The organism is Streptomyces sp. NPDC086989 (assembly GCF_044745505.1).
Lineage (GTDB): Bacteria > Actinomycetota > Actinomycetes > Streptomycetales > Streptomycetaceae > Streptomyces.
Genome location: NZ_JBIVAL010000028.1, coordinates 30,598 through 50,302 on the forward strand (window position 1 = coordinate 30,598; position 19,705 = coordinate 50,302).

The following is a 19,705-nucleotide window of genomic DNA, read 5'->3' on the forward strand; positions in this document are numbered from 1 at the left end:
GGGTGGCCTCGGGCAGGATGAACGTGATCAGTGAGCGGCTTTTAGCCGCTTGCGTTCGAGCAAGGGGGGCTCCAGCCGGGGAGAAGGGGCGGTAGATCGCCCGGATCTTCCTGCCGGAGCGGTGGTCGACGGCTGGTACACGCCCGCAGGGCTTGGGGGTCTCACCCGGCCGGTCGGCTCTCGGCCATCACCGGCCCGTGTCGCACCAGCTGCCCCCGCGTCCACGGCCCTACGGTGACCCCCGGGGCCAGCGAGAAGGGCACCGCACGTGCACGGCGACGGTGACGGCGGGACGGGCAGCGAGGGCGAGGGCAGCGAGGGCATTGAGGTCGAGTCGCGCGGCCCCGCGGCGGTCGGGATGTGCGGAAGTTCCGCACCGGTGGCGTCGCCTGGCGGGACGTGCCCGACCGATACGGGTCGTGGACCACGCTGCATGCCCGTTTCCGCAGGTGGGTTACTGACGGCACACTCGACCGGAGCTGCGGGCAGCGTAGGCGCAAGCCCACGCCGCAGGCGATATCGAGTGGCTGGTGTCGGTCGACTCGACCCTCGTCCGAGCTCATCAGCACGCGGCCGGGGCCCGAAGGGGGCTCCGAACCTCGGCATTCGGACGGTCCCGCGACGGGCTGACCGCAAGATCCACCTGGCTCGCGACGGGGCTGGCCGCCCGCTCGCCTTCGCGCTGACGGGCGGCAACTCCTGATTCCGGTCAGCTGGGCGTGGAGACCTTCAGGAGGGCGGCGAGCGTGGCGGGGAGCTGCTGTGCCTGGCCGCTCGCCGCGCGCCAGGCGACGAAGCCGTCCGGGCGGACTAGTAGCGCTCCGCCTGGCGGGAGTTGCGGCAGGTCAACCCTATGGGCGGCCAGGCCCAGGGGCGCGGCGGCGGCGATCCAGTCGGCGCCTGCCCTGCCCTCAGCCGTGAAGAGGGTGAACCGGGAGGCGACCAGGTCGAGCGTCGAGACGCCGTCGGCGACCCACGCGTGCGGCATGCGGGAGCCGGCGGATCCGTCCAGGGAGAGTGCGACGTCCTCGGTGGACGGCAGTTCGGGGCGCGCCTCGATGACCGCGGCCGAGTTGTAGCGGTAGCCGAGGTGAACGACGGGGGCATTGACCGCGCCCGCCTTCGCACGGGCCTCGGCTCCTTGCGGACCCCGGTCCCAGTGCAGGCGAGGATCGGCCAGCCGCAACACCGACTGTTCCATGGCGAGTTGGGCGACCGGGCGGCGTTCGGCATCGTAGCTGTCGAGCAGCGCGGGGCCGGCCACGCCGCGCAGGACCAAGGCCAGCTTCCAGGCCAGGTTGTGGGCGTCGGCGATGCCGGTGTTCATACCGAAGGCGCCCAGCGGCGGGATGGCGTGGGCGGCGTCGCCGACCAGGAAGACCCGTCCGTCTGCGAACCTGTCGGCGACCTGGGCCCGCACCCGCCAGGGCAGTGAGCTCAGGACCTCGACGTCCAGGTCCGGGGCGCCCAGGGCGGTTCGGATGAAGTCGGGGGTCGGCCGGTGGTGCGGGCCGGTGTGCAGCACCCACTCCTTGGCGCCGTCGATGGTCACGAGCATGCCGGGGGCCTGGGGGTGGGTGATCTGGCAGGCGACGAAGCTGTGCGGGCCGGTCAGTGCCCGCAGGTCTGCGCGGAACAGCGTGTTCGTCATCACCTCGCCCAGGTTGCCCGGGCCCGAGGTGGCGATGCCGAGCGCCGAGCGCACCTGGCTGTGGACGCCGTCGGCGGCCACGAGGTAGCGGGCGCGGATCGTCCGGCCGTCGCCCAGGTGGGCGGTGAGCCCCTGGGCGTCCTGGTCGAAGGAGCGCAGTTCGACCCCGTACTCCACCCGCGCGCCGCGTTGGCGGGCCGCCGGCAGCAGGACCGCGTCCAGGCGGTTCTGCGGGCACGTGCCACGCAGCGCGGCGGGCGTGTAGAGCGGCTGCTCGGCCGGGCCGACGCCGGCGGGCTGGACGGGACGAGCGGGCAGCGCGGCGGCCGCCAGCGTTTCTGCGCTGATCTTGCCCAGACTGCTCGCGGCCATGTCGACGGCGGCCTCGTTCACCGCGCGGTCCAGGCCGACCTCACGCAGCAGCTCCACCGTCCGCATGCCCACGCCGGTGGCCCGGGGGTGGATCTGAGGACCGGCTCCCCGCTCCACCAGGTGCACCCGGACCCCGTGGTGGGCCAGGAACACCGCCGCGCTCAGGCCGACGGTACCGCCGCCGACGATCAAAACCTCGGTCTCTGACATGACTTCCCCCCTCTTGACGGGAACGCTGTTCCCTTATGTGGGAACACTGTACCCACAATGAGTATGATGAGCGCCATGGCCGAAGAGAAGTCAGCTCCCGCGCTGGTCTGGAGCAAGGAACGGCACGCCCCCAAGCGGCAGGTGCTGAGCATCGAGCGAATCGTGGAGGTGTCGATCGGCATCGCCGACGCCGAAGGACTGGACGCGCTCTCCATGCGCCGCGTCGCCGGCGACCTCCGGTCGGGCACCACCTCGCTCTACCGGTACGTGGCCGGTCGCGACGAGCTCCTGGAGCTCATGATCGACACCGCGCGGGCAGTGGCGGCACCGAAACCGCTCACCGGGAACTGGCGCACCGACCTGGCCGACGTCGCGCGTGGGCAGCGAGCCGCACTGCTGCGCCACCCGTGGCTGGGCGGCGTGCTGGCAACCCGCCCCGCCCTCGGGCCCAACTCGCTGCGGCAGATGGACCACGCGCTCGCCGCGGCCGGCGCGGTGACCGAGGACATCACCCTGGCCTCCGACGTCGTCTCGCTGGTCTTCGACTACGTCATCGGCGTCGTCTCCCGCGAACTCGCCGAGCAGGAGGCACAGCGCCGCACCGGCATGACCGAGGAGCAGTGGCGCGACAGCGTCAGCCCGTACATCCACCGGATCGTCGAGAGCGGCGCCTACCCGCAGTTCGCCCGCCGGGTCGTCGAGGCCGAGGACCACGGCTTCGACTATTCCTTCGAGTTCGGCCTGGCCTGCCTCCTCGACGGGATCGGCAGTCGGACCTGCCCGCCAAGGGGGCCGGAACGACGGTGATCGCGGACGGCGCCTACCTGGGCACCGGCCTGGTCGTCCCCCCCACCGGAGAAGGGCCAGCCGCCCCTCCTGCGCGATCAGGACGCGATCAGGAGGAGGAAACGCCGAACACGACGTCGGACATCCTGATCGTCTTCGACGCCGGCTATGACCCCCCGCACATGGCCCACCTCCTCGGCGCCCAGCGTCGACCGGCAGCCCAGGCAGGGCTGGAGCGATGGGCCGTCGAAAGGACCGGGTCCTGGCTCGCCGGCTGCCGTCGGCTCCACCACCGCTACGAACGCAAGGCTGAACACTTCCTCGCCTTCGTCGGCGTAGCCGCCGTCCTCATCTGCCTCATCTGCCTCATCTGCCGCCGCCTCACCAAATAAAACAACCATCCGACCGGGTGATCAGTCGACGAGCCTCCAACCGTCAGATCGCGCTCGCCGAGCGCTACTGCCTGATTCCGGCGTACTCCGGCTGCTCTCCAAGATTCAATATTTCTAGGCCGACATGCGGAATGCGGATAGTGGCCAGGTGGATCAGCCGAGGGCATAATGATCGAATTCCGGCGCATCGCCAGGAGGTGATAATGTGACGAATTCATTAGAGCCCGACTCGGGGTCCCACTCCGGCGCGCACGTGATGGTACGACGTGGCCTTACGAAATCCACATACTCACGGGCGGAAATGGCCTGGGTTGTACTGGTCCTGCTCCTGACGGCGCTACCGGTGGGTTGGTGCGGCTTCAAGGACTTCAGGGACAGTCTGACTTTCCCGGGTTACGTCACCGGAGTGGCCCTCATGCTGGCGGCCCTCATCATGGTCGTGGGTGTTGCTGCGGTCGTGGACTGTTGGGTCCGAGGACCGGTATCCAACTTCGGAGTGGTCGCGCTGGGAAGTACCGGCGTGGCGTTGTTGACGAACGTCTTGCTCGCGTTTCGGACATGGAACGACGGCGAGAAGGTCAGCTACATGGCCCTGTCCATTGCGCTCAGCGTGGGTTCCCTATTGGCTGTCATCCTGGTGTGGCGGAGACTGGGTGAGATCCCCACTCCGAAGCGGGTGGCTGCGGCACTCATCGTCTCCACGATTGTGGCGGTCGCCAATTTCAGCTATCAGTACCTCTTTCAGCCGAACCGGCGAGATGTCGCCCCTCTTGTGCAGCTGGACGTGGGCAAGGCGGTTCTCAGCGTGGACCGCAAGGCGTTCTCCGTGCCGGTCGACATCAAGCTCGTGAACCACAGCGATGTGAGTTTCTATGTGCTGGGTACCGAGTTCCATGCCATGGGAGAGGACGTGACGGTGACTCGGACGGACGTGACCGCCTCGAAATGGCGCCAGGGGGCCGAGCAATGGGCCATGTACCGGGAGAAGCACCCGCTCACCCGCAGAGAGGTCTACCAGCCCGGCCAGCTGGTAGCGGCCCAGCCATGGATTCCCGCCGGAAACTGGGTCGAGGCGAAAGGCGAGTCGCTCACGCGAACCATTGTTCAACTTCCCATCGACACGAATTTCGAAAAGCTGACCTTCTATGCAACCGTGAGTCTGGCGCGTAAAGACAAGCTCGTTATGGGAAGTTTCGGAAAGCCCGGCTACTCGTGGAAGGGCGTTGACCTGCCCCGTTGGGTGAAGGCGGGACGTGAAAAGAATGACGTCATCGTCCAAACGGCTCCGATGCAAGAAAATAATGCGATCGATCATTATACGAGAGCACGGCGCCGCGTCACCACCTATTGGCGCTTTGGTCCACACGGTGCAGACGTGGTGATGGTCATCGCGCCGGTGGGTGAGGAGGGTCGCGCATTCTCCGAACCCGCGATCCGTGAAATGCGGAACCGCTACGGCCTGTTCGACATTTTGGCGGGTCCGGTCGAACAGACGCTGGGCGAGATCAAGAGCCAAGGCTGACCCGCGTCTCCAGCCACATCATCGGGGCGAGAAATTTGGGCACACGATCGCGAAAGTAGAAAACCTGGCAGCAGCAGCTGCCGGCGGCGCGTTCGGACCCTCCGGCGCGACCGCCCACCGGCGGTTCTCCGAGTGGTCGAGGGCCAGGGCGTGAGCCACGCTCCACCGCCTGGTCCTCGACGAACTCGGCGCCCGCGGAGAGCTGGACTGGTCCCGCTGCGCGATCTGGATGCTTCCACTTCGGGGTGTGACGGCTGCGCCGGGGCGCGGTAGGGGCCAGACCGGATCCGCCGGACAGGACTCAGGTCGTCACCGGTTCGAGCCGAAGCCTGCGGCTCGGCCAGGGCGGTGGTTGCGCCGGGCCGAACCAGACCCTGACGCCCTCCCCGGTGCGGACCGGCAGGCGCGGGTAGTCACTCTCGGCGTGCTCGGTGTGGTGCAGTGCGTGGCCCGGGTTCAGGTGCCGGGCGGCGTATCCGTCGAAGGCGGTCGCGGCGGCCGGATGACAGATGGTCGCGAGCACCTCGCGGGCGCCGGGCGCGGGCGCGAAGCCGGGTCCGCGCAGCAGCAGGACGTCGTCGCTGTCGGTCATGGTGGCGTTGGCCGCCTCGCGGTGCTCCCGCCAGACCGGGCCGGTGTAGAAGGCCTCCAGTGAAGGACACGACCCAGGCGCTCGCCGCGCCGCGGAGTTTCGCGCGGCGGGACAGCGATGGGTGGCCAGACACCGAGTTTGACGGCGTGCTCTTGGCCGTCGTGCTCGATGGTTTCGACGTGGCCCCGGGGGACCGCGGTCAACGCCTCCCGGGCGCGGCACCCGCGGACCGCCATGATGCCGGGCTCCCACACCGCGGCCCGGCCTCCGTCAGCCGGCGCGGCCGATCCGGGCGTACTCACCCCGAGGTCGGTGAGCCGCCTGCGCTGCGCCCCGGTGATTGTGCCGCATCTGCCGGCGACGACTGAGAACCCCGCTCGATTCCGGGCCGACGTAGGGTGGAATTGCATGTCGCGCACTCGCGGCCGAGCACAAGGAGGCGGAATGCTCGCCAACTCGTCGACATTGGCGGCCGGCAGGCGCCATTCGGTCGGACGGCGCTGGGATGGAACCGTTCTCGCCGTTGGCGATACCGCAGCCGGTGAATGTCGTGTCGAGCGATGGGAGGAGGTCGTCGCGGTGGCAGCCGGCAATGTCCATACCGCGACGAACACGGGCAGGTCCCATACGGTGGGCCTCCGGTCGGACGGCACGGTGCTGGCAACGGGGTGGAACGGCGATGGGCAATGTGATGTCGCCGGGTGGCGAGGCGTCACGTCGGTGGCCGCAGGCTGGCGCCGCACGCTCGGGCTCCTCGCGAACGGCCGTGTGCTGGCAGTCGGCCGGAGTTCAGAAGGACAGTGCGACGTGCAGTCCTGGCGCGAGATGGTCGTCCTCGCGTGTGGTGACTGGCACTCGGTCGGCGTCCGGTCGGACGGTTGCGCACTGGCCACGGGGAACAGCCGACGAGGGCAGTGTGCCGTGGAAGGGTGGCGTGGCCTGGCCGCCGTTTCGGCCGGGTATCTCCATACCGTCGGCCTCAGAGCCGACGGGCGGGTCGTAGCGACCGGAGACCGGGCAACCGGGGCGTGCGAGGTCGATGGGTGGGAAGACGTGGTGGCGCTCGGCGCGGGCAGCTGCCACACCGTCGGGGTCACTGCGTCCGGCCGGGTCCTCGCGGTGGGAGACAACAGCTACGGACAGTGCGAAGTCGGCGGTTGGCGCGACATCGTCGCCGTGGCGGCCGGTTCCACGCACACCCTCGGTCTGCGCGGCGACGGCACAGTCGTGAGCGCAGGGAACAATGCCGATGGACAGTGCGAAGTCGATGCCTGGTCCGGAGTCCAGCTTCCAAAGGCCCGGGGCCCCGCCAACATGAAATGACACACGCATGCCGTCACGTTTGAGACCCAGAGGGCTCATCTTGAGTCCAGTCCTTGGGCAGGACCTCATGCAGTACGAGATGCCGGCCGCCGAGAACATCGGCTTCGGCAAGATCGCGCGGCTCGCGGACGGGCAGCGCATCCGCCGGGCCGCCGCCAAGCTGGGCCTGTGCTCACGGCGAAGGGCTGCCTGGCCACCGCGCCGTACACCCAGACCACCACCCCCACCCTCGAAGCCGGCTGACCGCCGCCCAGCCCGCCTCCATGTCAGGGGCCTGAGCCGCCGCCGTGCAGGCCCAGGCCCCTGACGCGCGCGGTAGAGCCCCCTCCCCGGGCCGCCGAACTCCTCGCACAGGGTGGCTGCTTTTTCGGCCGTTCTGTCGCCTTCGGCATCCCACCGGTAGCTTTCACGACTGTGCCGCGGCGGTCCTCTTCGGCTGGCGGGGGACCGTCTTGGTCTTGTTAGAGCCGTTGGGCGCGCGGCCAGGTCCTCGGGCAGCCTGGGCCGGCGCCCGCCGCCCCGGGTGCGTCGCCACGAGCAGTTCGCGCTGGAGCTCGGCGAGCACAGCGGCATCCCGAACATCGCGCGGCCCTCCACCGTGGACGTGTCGATCCCCTGTTCGGTGACGTGCAGTCCGATCCCACGCTCGCGCAGGTCCGCGCCGAGGGTCACCAGACGCAGCACGGAGCGGGAGAGCCGGTCGAGCCGGGTCACCTTCCGCCTGTCGCCCCCAACGCAGCAGCTGCATGACGATGTCGGGTCTTGGGTGGGACGCCTTCGCGCCGCTCGCGGTGTCGACGTGGATGTGGTCCGCGGTCGACGCCGGCCCGCAGCAGGGCGTCCGTGACCAACGGTGCGAGTGTCGGGGGAGAGAGATGGTCGTTTGCCGAAACTCGCGGCCGGCGACCCAACCACCGCTACGCTCACATGATGGAAGAACAGTAATTACAGAGTGCTACTTGGCGCTTGGCGGCGGCTTGGGGATACAGGGCCTCCTCAACCGCCGCTGGCTGCGGCGTTCCTGCGTCGCAGCCAGTGCCACCACCGGTTCTGTGGCCTTGGGGTGGACATGGCTAACGCTGTCTCCAGCGCGTTGCGGGTGCTCAAGGTATGCGTGTGCTCGTCGCCCAGGATGCGGACGCGGTCATCGAGGGTTCGGCGCAGCAGCTGTATCGCCTCGGCCTGCTCACCTGCGCTGGTCAAAGCGAGAGCGAGGTTGTGGCGACTGGCAAGGGTGTCCGGGTGCTCGGGGCCCAGGATGCGGGTGCGGTCCTCCAGGGTCTGCCGGTGCAGGCGCACTGCTTGTGCGTGCTCGCCCATCCCGTCCAGGGCGAGACCGAGGCTGTCCCGGCTGGCCAGCGTATGCGGATGCTCGTCGCCCAGAATGCGGGCGTGGTCGTTGACCGCCGGTAGTCGTCGGCAAGGTTGAGGTACAGGGAGGGGGCTGCCACCGAGCACATCCACGCGGCCGAATCGCACGCTCCCTGCCTTCCATCAAATCCCTACGGGGACACCTCCTCCGCGGCGCCATCCAAGAGGTCGCGGAGGCCATCGTCAGACGGGACGGGCACGACGCGCCTCGGCGCCTGGTTCCGCTGCGCGATGCACAGGAACGCACCTCTGACCGTGGGGGACGGACTATCAGACCAGCGGTGGATCAACAGAACGAGACCAGAGCGGCCTACGACGGAGTCGTCGAACTGTGCGCCTCGCTGTTCGTAAACCGGCTTGCGGAGCACCCGTTCTCCCGGGCACCTCGGGAGCAAGCTCGGTTCCGGTGAGGTCAAGGCATCCTTGCCCCTCGCGGCCGCGGGAGTGGGCAGCACCGAGTGGGGCTGGCAGGGCACCGGTCGCTACCGCGACGGCACCCGCGGCACGTGGAAGGGCCTCACCCCGTCATCGCACACGGCGGCAGTGTCGCACGGTCTTCGCATGCTGCCCGAGGGACGGTGGCTGGGTGCCGCCGGGCCGGATCCCCTACCCCCGGGCGGCCGGCGCGCACATGCGGCTCCAGGGCGAGTACGAAACGGCCTGAAAGAGCGTTCTATCCCGTCCGGGGTGTTTGGTAAGTCGCCCAATGTCGGCGGATTGGGGTCGTGCCCGGAGGCGTGTGAGGATCCGCGTGTGGAGTGTGATGTGTGCGGACGGGCGATGTGGCGGTGGCCGACGCTGCCGACTGAGCGGGACGAGGAGATCTGGTCCTGTTCCTGGTGCCACGCCTCCACCCATGTGGGTGGCGATTGGTTCGAGGTCGCGCGGCCGCCGTACTTGCCCGTGGAGATGCGCTGGGAGACGGCCGTCGCGGACGGCCTTCCCCTCGACGTCTCCCACGCCTTCGGAATTTTTGACAGGACGCTGTGCGGAATCCAGCAAGTCGGCATGTCGCCATCCGAGTACGGGTGGCTGCCGCAGCGAGGGAATGCCTGTGGTGCTTGCCGGGAGGCGGCGGGTGTCATTGATGACCGCTGGCCGCAGGCTATGAAGGGCGAGGACGCGCGGGTCAGTGTGGCCCGGCGGCTATGAGTCCTTCCAGTTCGGAGTCGACTCTCGGGTGAGCCTGCGGCTCATCAGGTCGATCATCGCGAGGCGGATCATCGCTTCGGAGCGGTGCGGGTGGGTTGCGTAGTCGCGGGCGAGGCGGCGGTGGTTCATCAACCAGCCGAACGTCCGCTCGACGACCCAGCGCCGCGGGATGACCTTGAAGCCCTTCTGGCCCGGGTCGCGGCGGGTGACCTCGACGTCGATACCGAGGGTGGCGCCATGGTCGATAGCCTTGGTCCGGTAGCCGGTGTCGGCCCAGGCCTTGATGATTCGGGGGTGGGCTTTGGCAATGTGCGAGAGCACGTGGATGCCGCCGGCGTTGTCGGAGACGCTAGCCGCGGTGACCCAGACGGCGAGGAGGAGTCCGAGGGTGTCGACGCCGATGTGGCGCTTGCGTCCTGCGATCTTCTTGCCCGCGTCGATGCGTTGAACCGGCGTCCTCGCGATTTCGGAGACCGCGCGCGTCGACCTCTGCGCTACGGCCCCGCCCGTCCGGAACTCCACGGCCCGGCCCGCCCCCCGGACAGCCCGGTCGGCGGGGCCGCGGATCAGGCGGCCGTATCCGGATCGACCCCGGCCCCGATCGCGTAGCGGAGGGCCTGTTCCGTGGTCATGGCAGCACCCCGCTTCTGCGCCTCGGCGAGAACGGCCTCGTCCAGTTCGGCATGGACGCGCCGTTCGAAGGCGTCCAGCAGCGGCTGTTCCACCGCGGCGGGTCTGCGGCCCGTCGAGGCCCGCAGGGGTTCCACGGCGGCCAGCAGGGTCGCCGCCCGCTGCGGGCGCCCTGCATCGGCCTCCCGGCGCGCGGCGGTCGCGAGGGCGTCCACGGCCGGCATCCAGAGGCCCTCGTCGGCGCAGTCGCGCAGAACGGCGGCCAGCCCCTCGGCGGTGGACCGCCGCTCGCCGGCCGCGTGCAGGTTGCGGGCGTGCTGCGCCCGTCGGCAGACCGTTGCGAACAGGTCGTCGCCGAGGGCCGTGTCGCCGAGCGCGGCGGTCGACAGTGCGGCGGCGCGTCCCGGGTCCCCCGCGTAGTACGCGACCTCGGCCTGCGCCCAGCGCGTGGTGGCCAGTTCCTCGCGCAGGCCGCTGCGTACGAAGACCTCCTCGGCCCGTGCCAGTTGCTCCGCCGCCTCGTCCAGCTCGCCGAGCCCGCACCGGGCGATAGCCAGGGCCACCCGGGCCTGGCCCACGGCCACGTCGCTTCCGTGGGCGAGTACGGGGACCAGTACGGCTTCGGCGATCCCCGCGGCCTCGGCCGCGCGGCCCTGGAGGCACCGGACGACCGACAGCTGGGCGAGCGCCTCCAGCTGCAGTACGACGTCTCCGCACAGCCCTGCGAGACGGGCGGCCTCCTGGAAGTTGCCGGCCGCGTCGCCGAGATCGAGGCTGAAGGAGATCAGCCCCATGGCGTACAGCACACGGCGGCGCGCGGCAGGCTCCTCCGGCTCCAGCCGGGCGAGGGCCCGGCGCGCCCAGTCGAGTCCCTCGCGGGGCAGGCCGGCCCAGAGCCACGACAGGGTGCCGACCAGGTCGACTCCCGGGCCGGGGTCGCCGGAACCGAGCGACCAGTCGAGGGCGGCCCGGATGTTGGCCATCTCCTGGCGCACCTCCCGCCTCATGGAGACGGTGTCGCCCGGGGGAGTGCCCGTCCCCGTTCGCCCGGTGAGCGACCGGTAGTACGCGGCGTGCCGATGCCGTGCGGCTTCGGCGCCGCCCGTGAGCGCCATCTGCTCTGCAGCGAACTCCCGTACCGCGCCCAGGAGCCGGTACCGGGCGGGCCGGGCGTCGGGGTCGGCCACGATCAGGGAGCGGTCGACGAGGTCGCGTACGGTCTCCCGCACCCCGCCGGCCGACCCGCCCGGGCCGCGGCCTGCGGGCCCACCCCCACCGCCCACGACCGCCTCCGCCGCATGCAGGGTGAATCCCCCGGCGAACACGGACAGCTCGGCGAGGACCCGTTGTTCGCGGCCGGTCAGCAGCTGGTGGCTCCAGCCGATCGCCGCTCTCAGCGAGCTGTGGCGCGCGGGCCGGGCGCGTCGGCGCGCCAGTACCTCCAGCTGCCGGTCGATCCGGTTCGCGACCTCGGCGAGCGGCAGCGCGCGCAGTTGCGCGGCAACCAGTTCCAGGGCGAGCGGCACCCCCTCGGTGGCCCGGCACACCGAGGCCGCCGGCGGCGCCGTCTCGTCGGTCACGGTGAAGGCGGGCAGCCGGGCCGCGGCCCGGTCCATCAGCATGCGGCCCGCCGCCGACCCGAGCAACGCCTCCGCGGAGTCCCCCGACGGCACGTCCAGCGGCCCCACGGTGCGGACGGTCTCCCCGGTCACGGCCAGCGGCTCCCGGCTGGTGGCCAGCAGATGCAGGCCGCCGCACCGGGCCAGCAGGGTGTCGGCCAGGTCGGCGCACGCGTCGAGGACGTGCTCGCAGTTGTCCAGGACGAGCAGGGCGGTCCGCTGGCCCAGGCCGGCGGTCAGCGCCTCGGTGAGGGCCTTTCCCGGCCCTGCGGGCACGCCGAGCGCGGCCGCCACCGCCGCCGGGACGAGATCGGGCCTGCTCACACCGTCCAGTTCGACGACCCACATGCCGTCCGGCATGTCGGCACCCGCACGCTGCGCGACCACCAGCGAGAGGCTCGTCTTGCCGATGCCGGGCGGACCGACCAGTGTCACCAGCCGCCGGGCGGTGACGAGGGCCGCGAGCTCCTCCACGTCCCGGTCCCGGCCGAACAGCGGTGCCCGCGCCGCCTGGTCCCGGCCGGACGGGCCCGGTCGTACACCGGGTGCGGACGGTCCGGGCCGGGGCGCGGACGGCTCCGGCAGGGGAGCGGTGGACCCGTCGGCGAGGATCTCCTGGTACAGCGCCCGCAGGGCGGGGCCCGGTTCCACCCCGAGCTCGTCCGCCAGGGCGCGGCGGGCGTCCTGGTACGCGGTCAGTGCCTCGGCGTGACGGCCCGCACGGCGCAACGCGGTCATGTGCAGCCGGTGCACGGTCTCCCGCAGGGGATGGGAGGCGGCGAGGGCCCGGATCTCCGCGACGAGGTCCGGGCGCGCCTCCAAGGACAGTTCGAGGCCCAGGCACTCCTCGACCACCCCCAGCCTGGTCTCCTCCAGGCGTGCGGCCTCGGCCTCCAGGTACTCGGACGGCATTCCCTCGAACGCGGGTCCCCGCCACTGGCCCAGCGCGGTCCGCAGCAGGCGCGCCGCTTCGGCCGGGTCTCCTTCGGCGGCCTCGCGGCGACCCTCGGCGACGCACCGTACGAAGGTGTCCAGATCGGTGTGCACGGCGTCGGCGGACAGTACGTAGCCGGGCTGCCGGGTCCGTATCGCCTGCGGCCGCAGCGTGTCGTCGAGGGCCCGGCGCAGCGCCGAGACCATGGCCTGGATCTGGGCCCGGGCCGTCGCCGGTGCATCGTCCCCCCAGGCCGCGGCCACCAGCCGCTCCACGGACACGGCGTTCCCGTGGTGCAGGGCGAGGGTGGCGAGCACGGTACGTGCCCTGCCGCCGGGCAGGGGCACCGTCTCGCCCCGCTCCGTTGCCTCGATCGGCCCGAGCACCTTTAACTCCACCGCCACACGGTGCCAGAGGCCGCGTCGCACAGCAGGTGGTGCAGGCATGTTCAGGCCATTGCGGATCCGGGGCGGATCCATGGCGCGGCCTGGCACTGTCGGGGCAACGGTTTCCGCCCGTCACGGGGGCGGGCGGGACCGGCACCCGAACCGAAGGGACGGACGGATGATCAGGAAGTCGGCATTGGCCGGGATTTCCCTGGGGATGCTCCTGGTGTCGTTGGCCGGAACCGCGACGGCCAGCCCCGCGCGGCCGGAAGGCCCGGCCTTCGCCACGCCACGCCCGGACGGGGCCGTCGGCCCCACCCTGGTGGCCGGCCTGCCCTGCGGCCGGGGCGACTCGTGCAACAACACCGATCCGGGGAACTACTCCTGGGACGTCAAGGACACGGACGACCGGGTGAGCGACCCGGGCTGCGCGACCCTGGAGATCCGCTCCGGCCGGAAGGACGGCGCCTGGTACGCGTGGCCCCGTCTGTCGGTCGCCGCCGGCTGCGGCTACTACCAGGGCTGGATAGACCGCTCGTTCGACGACGGCAAGAACTGGCAGCTGTGGGGCTTCTTCGAGACCGACGGCTCCAACTACGGGGACATGGTCTATTGGCCGGACAACGCCAAGGTCAGGGCCGGTTTCAAACGCCCCTGGGAGGACTGGGGCGACTCCGGGCTCACCAAGTGGCACGGCTGACCGTCGCTCGGTCGGCGCGCCCCGGCGCCCGTCACCCGTTCGTTCCGTTCCCGCTGGAAGGAGAACCGTGTTCCGAAGCACCCGAAGCACCCGAAGCACCGCAGGAACCCGAGGCACCCGAGGCAATCGAACCGCGCGCAGCGCCCGAGTCGTCCGCGCCGGTATTGTCATGGCCCTGACAGGAATCTCGCTGGCGCTCACCGCGCCCGCTCAGGCCCGCACCGCGGCGTGCACCTACCTGTCCAACGGGATCCTGTGCACCGTTCTGGCCAACCGCAACTACGACTGGGCCCAGGTCCAGAACTCGTACGAGAAGACCGGCGGCAGCACCATCACCGCCCGCTTCGGCCACTACAACCGGGGCGGCACATGGTGGGACCAGGGGACCTTCACCCAGTCCGCCGGCACCACGCGCTACTTCACCTGGCCCGGATCCGACTACGGGGACTGCTCGTCGGTGGTCGGCTTCATGGACTCCGGCGGCAAGCACTACGAAGTGCCCCCGGTCACGGTCTGCTGACCCGGCGCGGGGCGGGGCGGACCGGGCAGTTCCGCCGGTCCGCCCCGCGCCGTCCGCACACCCCGCCCGAAAGAGCCGGCAAAAGGACTGGCATGGACCAACTCTTCGTCATCGGCGCCCCCGCCGTCTGGTGGACCTTCGGAGCCACGTGCGCCGTCCTCGTCACGGCCGCACTGCTGGCGGCACACCGTACGGGGACGCCGAAACCCACGTCGGCACTGCTCGGCTGCGCCCTCTCGCTGCAACTCGCAGCGACGCTCGCACCCGTCGGCCGGGCGAGCGGCGCCGCCGGCTGCGCCGTCGACCCCGACGTGTTCGCCCGGGCATTCGAACCCCAATGGGTCCTGAACGCCTGTATGACGGCCCCGGTGTCGTTCCTCGCCGTCATCCTCTTCCGGTCGAAGAGGCTGGTGCTGGCGGGCGTTCTCCTGCTCGGCCTCACCATCGAGCTGGTGCAGGCACTGGCCGGGGGGATCGGGAGGAGCTGCGACTCCGCCGACTTCGCGGCCAACGCGGCCGGCTCGCTCGCCGGCGTCCTCCTCGGCACGCTTTGGCTGCGCCGTGGCGGCCACGGCGGCCACGGCGGCCATGGGGGCCGGGGGCGCCGCCGCACCGCAAGCCCGGACCCCCGCACCCCGGAGAGAGCCCGGATCACCGCGCTGACCATGGCGGCGCTGACCGGTGCGGTCCTCCTGGTGTTCACCACGACGGTCCACACCACCACGACCACGCCCCCGGTACCCGAAGTCCCCGAGGAACAGCGGGCCGGAGCCGTGCGCGTCGCACGCGCGCTGTGGGGGCCGGACGTCCACATCGCAGGCGTACAGGCGGCCACCGACCCGGACCCGAAAGCGGAACGCATCCTGGTGGTGACATCGGACGAAGGATTCACCGAGGTGGCCTGGCCGTCACTCGAACCGGTACGCGGCAGCCGGAGCCTGGAGACGCACCGCACCGCCGGCGCCGCCGAACTGCCCGCCGACGCCCAGGTCCACAGCGCACAGACGTACGCCAAGGCGCACTTCGCATGGGCGGACGGCGCCACCGTGACCTCGTCCCCGCTCGGGGACACCGGCCGCCGCCTCGTCTCCTGGAGGCGCACGGACCGGGGCGTGCTCATGCCGATGCGGCTCGACGTCGTCGTCGACGGCAGCGGAGCCGTCGCCTCGTTCGTCGCACTCGACGAGCCGGATCCCGCGCTGCCGCCGGTACGGGTGGACGCCGAACGGGCCCGGGCCGTCGCCGCGGAAGCCGACCCCGGACGGAGCCTCGGTACACCCGTCCTGCTCGCCGTGGACATCGCGGACCGGTGGCGCCCCGTCTGGCTCTTCCCGACGACCCCCTCCCCGGACCCCGCACACCACGACGCATCGGCCGACCCGAGCCGGCCCGCCGGGACGGCGCCCCGCCCCATGGTCGACGCCGAGACCGCGGAACTCGTCCCATCGCAGGCCGTCCGGGAAGCCGCGGACGTCGCTCCCCGGGCGAGCGCCTCGCACGGACCGGCCGCAGCCCCACCCGGCTGACCTGCGGTGTCGGGCAGACCGACCAGGGGGAACCCATATGAGCACTGCCCGAGTTCGCGGACCCCCGCTCGCCGTGGCGGAGTCCGGCTAAGAGGGCACACGTCTTCCACGGCACCGTGACCGTCGCAGCCGTTCGCCCCCGGCTGCGCTCATGACCCGCCGCGCGGCCTTAGGCGCGTGCGGTCAGCTCAGCCGGGCATCGGCGTACACGGTCATCGCATCGCGCTGGTAGTCGGCGAGACCTTCGGCGATCTTGTCGAAGTTCGCCCGCATCTGCGGGTCGTCGACGTAGGTCTGGCCCACTCCCTTGTACGCGGCCGCGTTGGGGGTCCAGAACCGGCAGATTTGCTGGTAGTTGGCGTCTACTTCGGCCTGTACCACGGGATCGGAGACCGGCGTGCCGGCCACCATGAACTCCGCCATACGGATCATTTGCGCCGTCACCTCACGCTGCCAGCGCTCCGTGTCCTCGGGGGTCATCGCCTCGACTGCCTGCCGGGACTGCTCCCATGCCTGCGGCCATCGCTCCCGTACCTCGGCCTCGGCCTCTGAGGGGGCCTGGAACCCCTCGAACAGGTTCTCCGGCTTGTTGATCTTGGTCATCTTCCCGTTGTCCCTACCTTCCTCCAGTTCGGCGATGGTGCGCCCGACCGTACGGGCCAACGTCTCCAGCCGGTCCCGTTCCGCGAGCAGCCGTTGGTGGTGCTCACGGAGCACGGCCACCTGGTCGAGCTGGCTGTCCAGGACCGCCTGGATCTCGCGCAGCCCCAGGTCCAGCTCCCGCATCAGCAGGATCTGCTGCAACCGCAGCAGATCGGCCTCTTCGTAGTAGCGGTGCCCGTTGCTTCCGATCCATGCGGGCGGCAGCAGGCCGATCTCGTCGTAGTGCCGCAGCGTCCGCGATGTCACCTTGGACATCCGCGCCACCTCCGCGATCGACCAGGCCATGCCGGTGCCTCCCTCGCCGGGCCGGTCTCTCCGGCCACACACACGACCGTAGAAGTTGCCGTAACGGAAAGCGCAAGCCCGAAACCCTGTTGAACAGACCCTAGAGCCTCACCCGTCGGCCCCCGCCCCCTCCGCCTCCCGCCGAGTCATCCCCGCGGCCCCGAATCGGCCCCCGATCCGGGGCCGCGGGCGTTCGGCCGCCCGAGGGACCCCTGTCGTATCGGCGCCAGGCAGGAACCCGAGCCTGCCGGAGCGAGCGGAACCGGTCGGTCCCCTTCAAGAGTTGCGGTGTTCCAGGCCGCGCCCGTACCGGGCGCCATGTCGATGACCGGGCTGACCAAAGGTTTTTCGTAGGGCAAGGGGATCGCGGCGACTGAACACGTGGTGACCTGGATCTGCCATCCGGACGACTTCCTCCCGGAGTACGTGGACAAGATCTCTGCGCAGATGGAGGAGCGCTGGGCGAAGCCGTGCGCGAAGCACGGCTTCTCCTTCCGCTTCGTGTCGCAGACCGGCCAGAACTACATCGTGCAGGAGTACCTGCCCAACCGCGGCGACCTGCGCGTCGCGATGGTGGAGGGCAAGGTCGTCGCGAGCATGCTGCGCAGCCCGGCCGAGGGTTCGTACCTCTCCAACATCTCCCAGGGCGGCAGCGCCAGCGCCAACCCGGACGTGGCGGCGGTCATGCACGACGTCGAGCGGATCGTCGCGAGCCTTCAGGCCGACTACCTCTGCGTGGACTGGCTGCTCACCTATGACGGCCCGGTCCTCGGGGAATGGGGACGGCCATGGCCGAGTTCTCCAGCTTGCCCGAGCCCGCCCGGTAGCAGCTCGCCGACGCGTTCTTCACCTGGGTCGGCCGACTGCTCTCCGACGGCGAGGCCGTCGCCGCGTCCGACGAGACCCGCTGACCATGGAAGACAGCAAGACGGCGGTGAGCGCCCGGCCGACGACGGGCCACCCGCCCGCCGGCAGGTCGCGTTCCGCGCCCTCAACGCCCTGTGGGTGATGCAGATCGGTCAGGCCCCCACCCGGATCACCGACGACGGATACTTCAACTCCGACCCGGACTGGTCCCCGGACAGCTCCTCGCGGTCACAGCACTAGCGGCACGGTGCCCAGAGCGCCACCGTGCCCGAAACCCTGGAAACGGCCCGGGCCGGCGTACATCTGGCTGTGGCCCTCGTGCAGTGGTTCGTCTCAGGAGCGGTCGTCCGCGCCCCCTGACAGGCACGGACCGAGTCCAGACACTTATGGGGTCCCATTGTTCACATGCGACCACCCTGTGAAACGGGGATTGGTGTACGTACACGCCGAGCGGGGGTGCCCCGAAGGGTGGGTTCGGCGGGGAGGGGCGCACGAGGTGCTGGTCCGGTGCGCGCTACGCGGGGTCGAGGCGCCCCTCGTGCGGTGTGTGCTCGACGTGCCCGACGGGCGCCGGCTGTGGGCGCGGAGTCGTCGGTACGCGCTTGCCGCGGGGAAACGCCGGTCGAGCCGGATCGTTACCTCAAGTTTTGCCCAGATCAAGTGACACCGCGGCGGCAGCCTTCTTAGCTTCCTCATACACGCGTCTTGACGCTTCTACGTACCCCCGCGGTTCCACGCGCACCGGCGATCCCGCTCCGCGTCCCGCGCCCCCGAGGAAAGAGTTGCAACATGAAGGTCCCCAAGGCTGGTGCGATGGCCGCTGTGATCGGCCTCGCCCTGACCGCCACCGGCTGCGGCGGCGACGAAGGACCCAAGGGAACCCTCTCCATCGGCATCTCCTTCGACCAGCCCGGCGTCGGCCTGCGCGAGGCGGGGGGCACCTTCTCCGGCTTCGACGTGGACGTCTCCAGGTACATCGCCAAGGAGCTCGGCTACAAGCCGGAGCAGATCGAGTTCAAGCGGGTCGACAGCGCCGAACGCGAGCTGCTGCTCCAGTACAACGAGGTCAAGTTCGTCGCCGCGACCTACTCGATCAACGACAAGCGCCGGGAGAAGGTCGACTTCGCGGGTCCGTACTTCACGGCCCACCAGGACCTGCTCGTCCGCGCCGGCGACGCCACGATCACCAAGGCCGAGGACCTCAACAACAAGAAGCTCTGCTCCACCGCCGGCTCCACCTCGGCGCAGAACATCAAGCAGAACCTGGCGCCGAAGGCCAGCCTGCTCGAGCTCGACGGCTACTCGGAGTGCGTGATCGCCCTCCAGGACGGCCTGGTCGACGCCATGACCACGGACAACGCGATCCTGGCCGGTTACGCCGCCCAGAAGGGCAACACGGGCAAGTTCCGCCTCGTCGGGCTGAGCCTGAGCAGCGAGAGCTACGGCATCGGCATCAAGAAGGGCAACCAGGATCTGCACGCCAAGATCAATGCCGCCCTGAAGAAGATGGTCCAGGACGGCTCCTGGGACGCGGCCGTGAAGAAGAACTTCGGTCAGGCCAACTTCAAGCACGAGCCCGCCCCGCAGGTCACCTCCGCGAGCAGCTGACGACGCCAGACCCCGGGCGCGGCAGGAGGGCAACATGCCCCTTGCCGCGGCCGGGTCAGGCCGCCGACGCCTTGTCGGCCAGCACCTTGAGGAACTCCCGCGTCCATGCCGGGTGGTCGGGCCGGCCCCGGGCCGAGACGAGGGTGCTGTCGACTACGGCCTCGTAGTCCCCGAAGGCCGCCCCCGCCGCCTTCATGTCCGGCTCCAGGGCCGGGTACGCGGTCGTCCTCGGCCGCCTGGCCGCAACATGGCCGAGGCCGGCCGATAGCCAGCCGGACTCGGGGCAGGGCGGTCGGTCCAGGGTGGGGCGCAGCCCCATCGTGGAGCGACGCCCGTCGGCGTACGCGCGGGACTACCACCAGAAGCCCATGCGCTCCGGGCCCCGCAGAACGGAAAAGGGCCTTGCCCCACCAATGTGGAACAAGGCCCTCACCGTCACTGGTCCTCACGCGTACGGACGCGGTGGCAGACCGCCCGGCGCTCCGTTGGTGTGAGGTGGGCGGGGTGGTGGTTAGCGGCTGGTGCCACCGAGGCCGGCGGGGCCCTGCCAGGCGCCGTTGCTGACCCAGTCGTTTGCGAGGTTGCCGTTGTTGTCG

15 protein-coding genes and 6 pseudogenes are annotated in these 19,705 nt (G+C 70.5%); 13 read left to right on the top strand and 8 right to left on the bottom strand.

The features are described from left to right. Window positions 1-381: 381 nt before the first annotated feature. Window positions 382-694, top strand: a pseudogene (locus ACIPK4_RS37545) (transposase); the annotation flags it as partial. Between the two features lie 15 nt (window positions 695-709). Here ACIPK4_RS37545 and ACIPK4_RS37550 read toward each other — a convergent pair. Beyond that, window positions 710-2,233, bottom strand: coding sequence for an FAD-dependent monooxygenase (locus ACIPK4_RS37550; RefSeq protein ID WP_402321772.1), 1,524 nt, complete (start codon window positions 2,231-2,233; stop codon window positions 710-712). Window positions 2,234-2,308: 75 nt separating this feature from the next. Here ACIPK4_RS37550 and ACIPK4_RS37555 point away from each other — a divergent pair, with 75 nt between their 5' ends. The 4 genes and pseudogenes from ACIPK4_RS37555 to ACIPK4_RS37570 all read left to right on the top strand — a co-directional run. Next, window positions 2,309-3,040, top strand: a complete 732-nt coding sequence (locus ACIPK4_RS37555; RefSeq protein ID WP_402321774.1) for a TetR/AcrR family transcriptional regulator — start codon at window positions 2,309-2,311, stop codon at window positions 3,038-3,040. Then, window positions 3,037-3,411, top strand: coding sequence for a hypothetical protein (locus ACIPK4_RS37560; RefSeq protein ID WP_402321777.1), 375 nt, complete (start codon window positions 3,037-3,039; stop codon window positions 3,409-3,411). Before ACIPK4_RS37555 ends, ACIPK4_RS37560 begins: the two co-directional genes overlap by 4 nt. Before the next feature lie 301 nt (window positions 3,412-3,712). Continuing rightward, window positions 3,713-4,933 carry a hypothetical protein gene (locus ACIPK4_RS37565; RefSeq protein ID WP_402321779.1) on the top strand — a complete coding sequence of 407 codons (1,221 nt, stop codon included), beginning with the start codon at window positions 3,713-3,715 and terminating at the stop codon, window positions 4,931-4,933. 91 nt (window positions 4,934-5,024) lie between these two features. Further along, window positions 5,025-5,222: pseudogene (locus ACIPK4_RS37570) on the top strand (IS5/IS1182 family transposase); the annotation flags it as partial. 12 nt (window positions 5,223-5,234) lie between these two features. Here ACIPK4_RS37570 and ACIPK4_RS37575 read toward each other — a convergent pair. Beyond that, on the bottom strand, window positions 5,235-5,525 hold the full coding sequence (locus ACIPK4_RS37575; protein WP_402321810.1) for a hypothetical protein: 291 nt from the start codon (window positions 5,523-5,525) through the stop codon (window positions 5,235-5,237). Window positions 5,526-5,969: 444 nt separating this feature from the next. Between ACIPK4_RS37575 and ACIPK4_RS37580 the strand changes: the two genes are divergently transcribed. Beyond that, window positions 5,970-6,848 carry an RCC1 domain-containing protein gene (locus tag ACIPK4_RS37580; RefSeq protein WP_402321781.1) on the top strand — a complete coding sequence of 293 codons (879 nt, stop codon included), beginning with the start codon at window positions 5,970-5,972 and terminating at the stop codon, window positions 6,846-6,848. A 630-nt stretch (window positions 6,849-7,478) separates the two neighbouring features. On the opposite strand, the pseudogene ACIPK4_RS37585 reads toward ACIPK4_RS37580, so the two are convergent. Beyond that, window positions 7,479-7,775 (bottom strand): annotated as a pseudogene (locus ACIPK4_RS37585) (hypothetical protein); the annotation flags it as partial. Between the two features lie 69 nt (window positions 7,776-7,844). Further along, window positions 7,845-8,327, bottom strand: coding sequence for a tetratricopeptide repeat protein (locus tag ACIPK4_RS37590; protein ID WP_402321783.1), 483 nt, complete (start codon window positions 8,325-8,327; stop codon window positions 7,845-7,847). 173 nt (window positions 8,328-8,500) lie between these two features. On the opposite strand from ACIPK4_RS37590, the pseudogene ACIPK4_RS37595 reads away from it, so the two are divergent. Together ACIPK4_RS37595 and ACIPK4_RS37600 are read left to right on the top strand one after the other, a co-directional pair. Continuing rightward, window positions 8,501-8,599 (top strand): annotated as a pseudogene (locus ACIPK4_RS37595) (SAM-dependent methyltransferase); the annotation flags it as partial. A gap of 373 nt (window positions 8,600-8,972) precedes the next feature. Next, complete coding sequence (locus ACIPK4_RS37600) at window positions 8,973-9,371, top strand: hypothetical protein (RefSeq protein ID WP_402321786.1); 399 nt, start codon at window positions 8,973-8,975, stop codon at window positions 9,369-9,371. On the opposite strand, the pseudogene ACIPK4_RS37605 reads toward ACIPK4_RS37600, so the two are convergent. Continuing rightward, a pseudogene (locus ACIPK4_RS37605) lies at window positions 9,366-9,818 on the bottom strand (transposase); the annotation flags it as partial. The gene ACIPK4_RS37600 and the pseudogene ACIPK4_RS37605 overlap by 6 nt on opposite strands. A 119-nt stretch (window positions 9,819-9,937) precedes the next feature. After that, window positions 9,938-12,952, bottom strand: a complete 3,015-nt coding sequence (locus ACIPK4_RS37610) for a BTAD domain-containing putative transcriptional regulator (protein WP_402321789.1) — start codon at window positions 12,950-12,952, stop codon at window positions 9,938-9,940. A gap of 166 nt (window positions 12,953-13,118) precedes the next feature. Here ACIPK4_RS37610 and ACIPK4_RS37615 point away from each other — a divergent pair, with 166 nt between their 5' ends. The 3 genes from ACIPK4_RS37615 to ACIPK4_RS37625 all read left to right on the top strand — a co-directional run bounded on the left by ACIPK4_RS37615 (window position 13,119) and on the right by ACIPK4_RS37625 (window position 15,686). Then, on the top strand, window positions 13,119-13,640 hold the full coding sequence (locus ACIPK4_RS37615) for a hypothetical protein (RefSeq protein ID WP_402321791.1): 522 nt from the start codon (window positions 13,119-13,121) through the stop codon (window positions 13,638-13,640). A 169-nt stretch (window positions 13,641-13,809) separates the two neighbouring features. Next, the gene (locus ACIPK4_RS37620) at window positions 13,810-14,160 is read left to right on the top strand and encodes a hypothetical protein (RefSeq protein ID WP_402321794.1); all 351 of its coding nucleotides are present in this window, start codon (window positions 13,810-13,812) and stop codon (window positions 14,158-14,160) included. 92 nt (window positions 14,161-14,252) lie between these two features. Next, window positions 14,253-15,686, top strand: coding sequence for a VanZ family protein (locus tag ACIPK4_RS37625; protein ID WP_402321796.1), 1,434 nt, complete (start codon window positions 14,253-14,255; stop codon window positions 15,684-15,686). A 183-nt stretch (window positions 15,687-15,869) separates the two neighbouring features. On the opposite strand, the gene ACIPK4_RS37630 is transcribed toward ACIPK4_RS37625, so the two are convergent. Further along, window positions 15,870-16,634 carry a MerR family transcriptional regulator gene (locus tag ACIPK4_RS37630; protein WP_402321799.1) on the bottom strand — a complete coding sequence of 255 codons (765 nt, stop codon included), beginning with the start codon at window positions 16,632-16,634 and terminating at the stop codon, window positions 15,870-15,872. Between the two features lie 381 nt (window positions 16,635-17,015). Here ACIPK4_RS37630 and ACIPK4_RS37635 point away from each other — a divergent pair, with 381 nt between their 5' ends. Continuing rightward, window positions 17,016-17,741 (top strand): hypothetical protein, encoded by a 726-nt coding sequence (locus ACIPK4_RS37635; protein WP_402321802.1) that lies wholly within the window; start codon window positions 17,016-17,018, stop codon window positions 17,739-17,741. Between the two features lie 549 nt (window positions 17,742-18,290). Beyond that, complete coding sequence (locus tag ACIPK4_RS37640; protein ID WP_402321805.1) at window positions 18,291-19,109, top strand: glutamate ABC transporter substrate-binding protein; 819 nt, start codon at window positions 18,291-18,293, stop codon at window positions 19,107-19,109. A 55-nt stretch (window positions 19,110-19,164) separates the two neighbouring features. On the opposite strand, the pseudogene ACIPK4_RS37645 reads toward ACIPK4_RS37640, so the two are convergent. After that, window positions 19,165-19,338, bottom strand: a pseudogene (locus tag ACIPK4_RS37645) (DJ-1/PfpI family protein); the annotation flags it as partial. Window positions 19,339-19,705: the final 367 nt, after the last annotated feature.

Excerpts from the sequence above, each read along its gene's own strand:
- ACIPK4_RS37640 (WP_402321805.1), top strand. The coding sequence starts at position 18,291 with ATGAAGGTCCCCAAGGCTGGTGCGATGGCCGCTGTGATCGGCCTCGCC.
- ACIPK4_RS37630 (WP_402321799.1), bottom strand. The coding sequence starts at position 16,634 with ATGGCCTGGTCGATCGCGGAGGTGGCGCGGATGTCCAAGGTGACATCG.
- ACIPK4_RS37575 (WP_402321810.1), bottom strand. The coding sequence starts at position 5,525 with ATGACCGACAGCGACGACGTCCTGCTGCTGCGCGGACCCGGCTTCGCG.
- ACIPK4_RS37620 (WP_402321794.1), top strand. The coding sequence starts at position 13,810 with ATGGCCCTGACAGGAATCTCGCTGGCGCTCACCGCGCCCGCTCAGGCC.
- ACIPK4_RS37565 (WP_402321779.1), top strand. The coding sequence starts at position 3,713 with ATGGCCTGGGTTGTACTGGTCCTGCTCCTGACGGCGCTACCGGTGGGT.
- ACIPK4_RS37625 (WP_402321796.1), top strand. The coding sequence starts at position 14,253 with ATGGACCAACTCTTCGTCATCGGCGCCCCCGCCGTCTGGTGGACCTTC.
- ACIPK4_RS37580 (WP_402321781.1), top strand. The coding sequence starts at position 5,970 with ATGCTCGCCAACTCGTCGACATTGGCGGCCGGCAGGCGCCATTCGGTC.
- ACIPK4_RS37615 (WP_402321791.1), top strand. The coding sequence starts at position 13,119 with ATGATCAGGAAGTCGGCATTGGCCGGGATTTCCCTGGGGATGCTCCTG.
- ACIPK4_RS37555 (WP_402321774.1), top strand. The coding sequence starts at position 2,309 with ATGGCCGAAGAGAAGTCAGCTCCCGCGCTGGTCTGGAGCAAGGAACGG.
- ACIPK4_RS37550 (WP_402321772.1), bottom strand. The coding sequence starts at position 2,233 with ATGTCAGAGACCGAGGTTTTGATCGTCGGCGGCGGTACCGTCGGCCTG.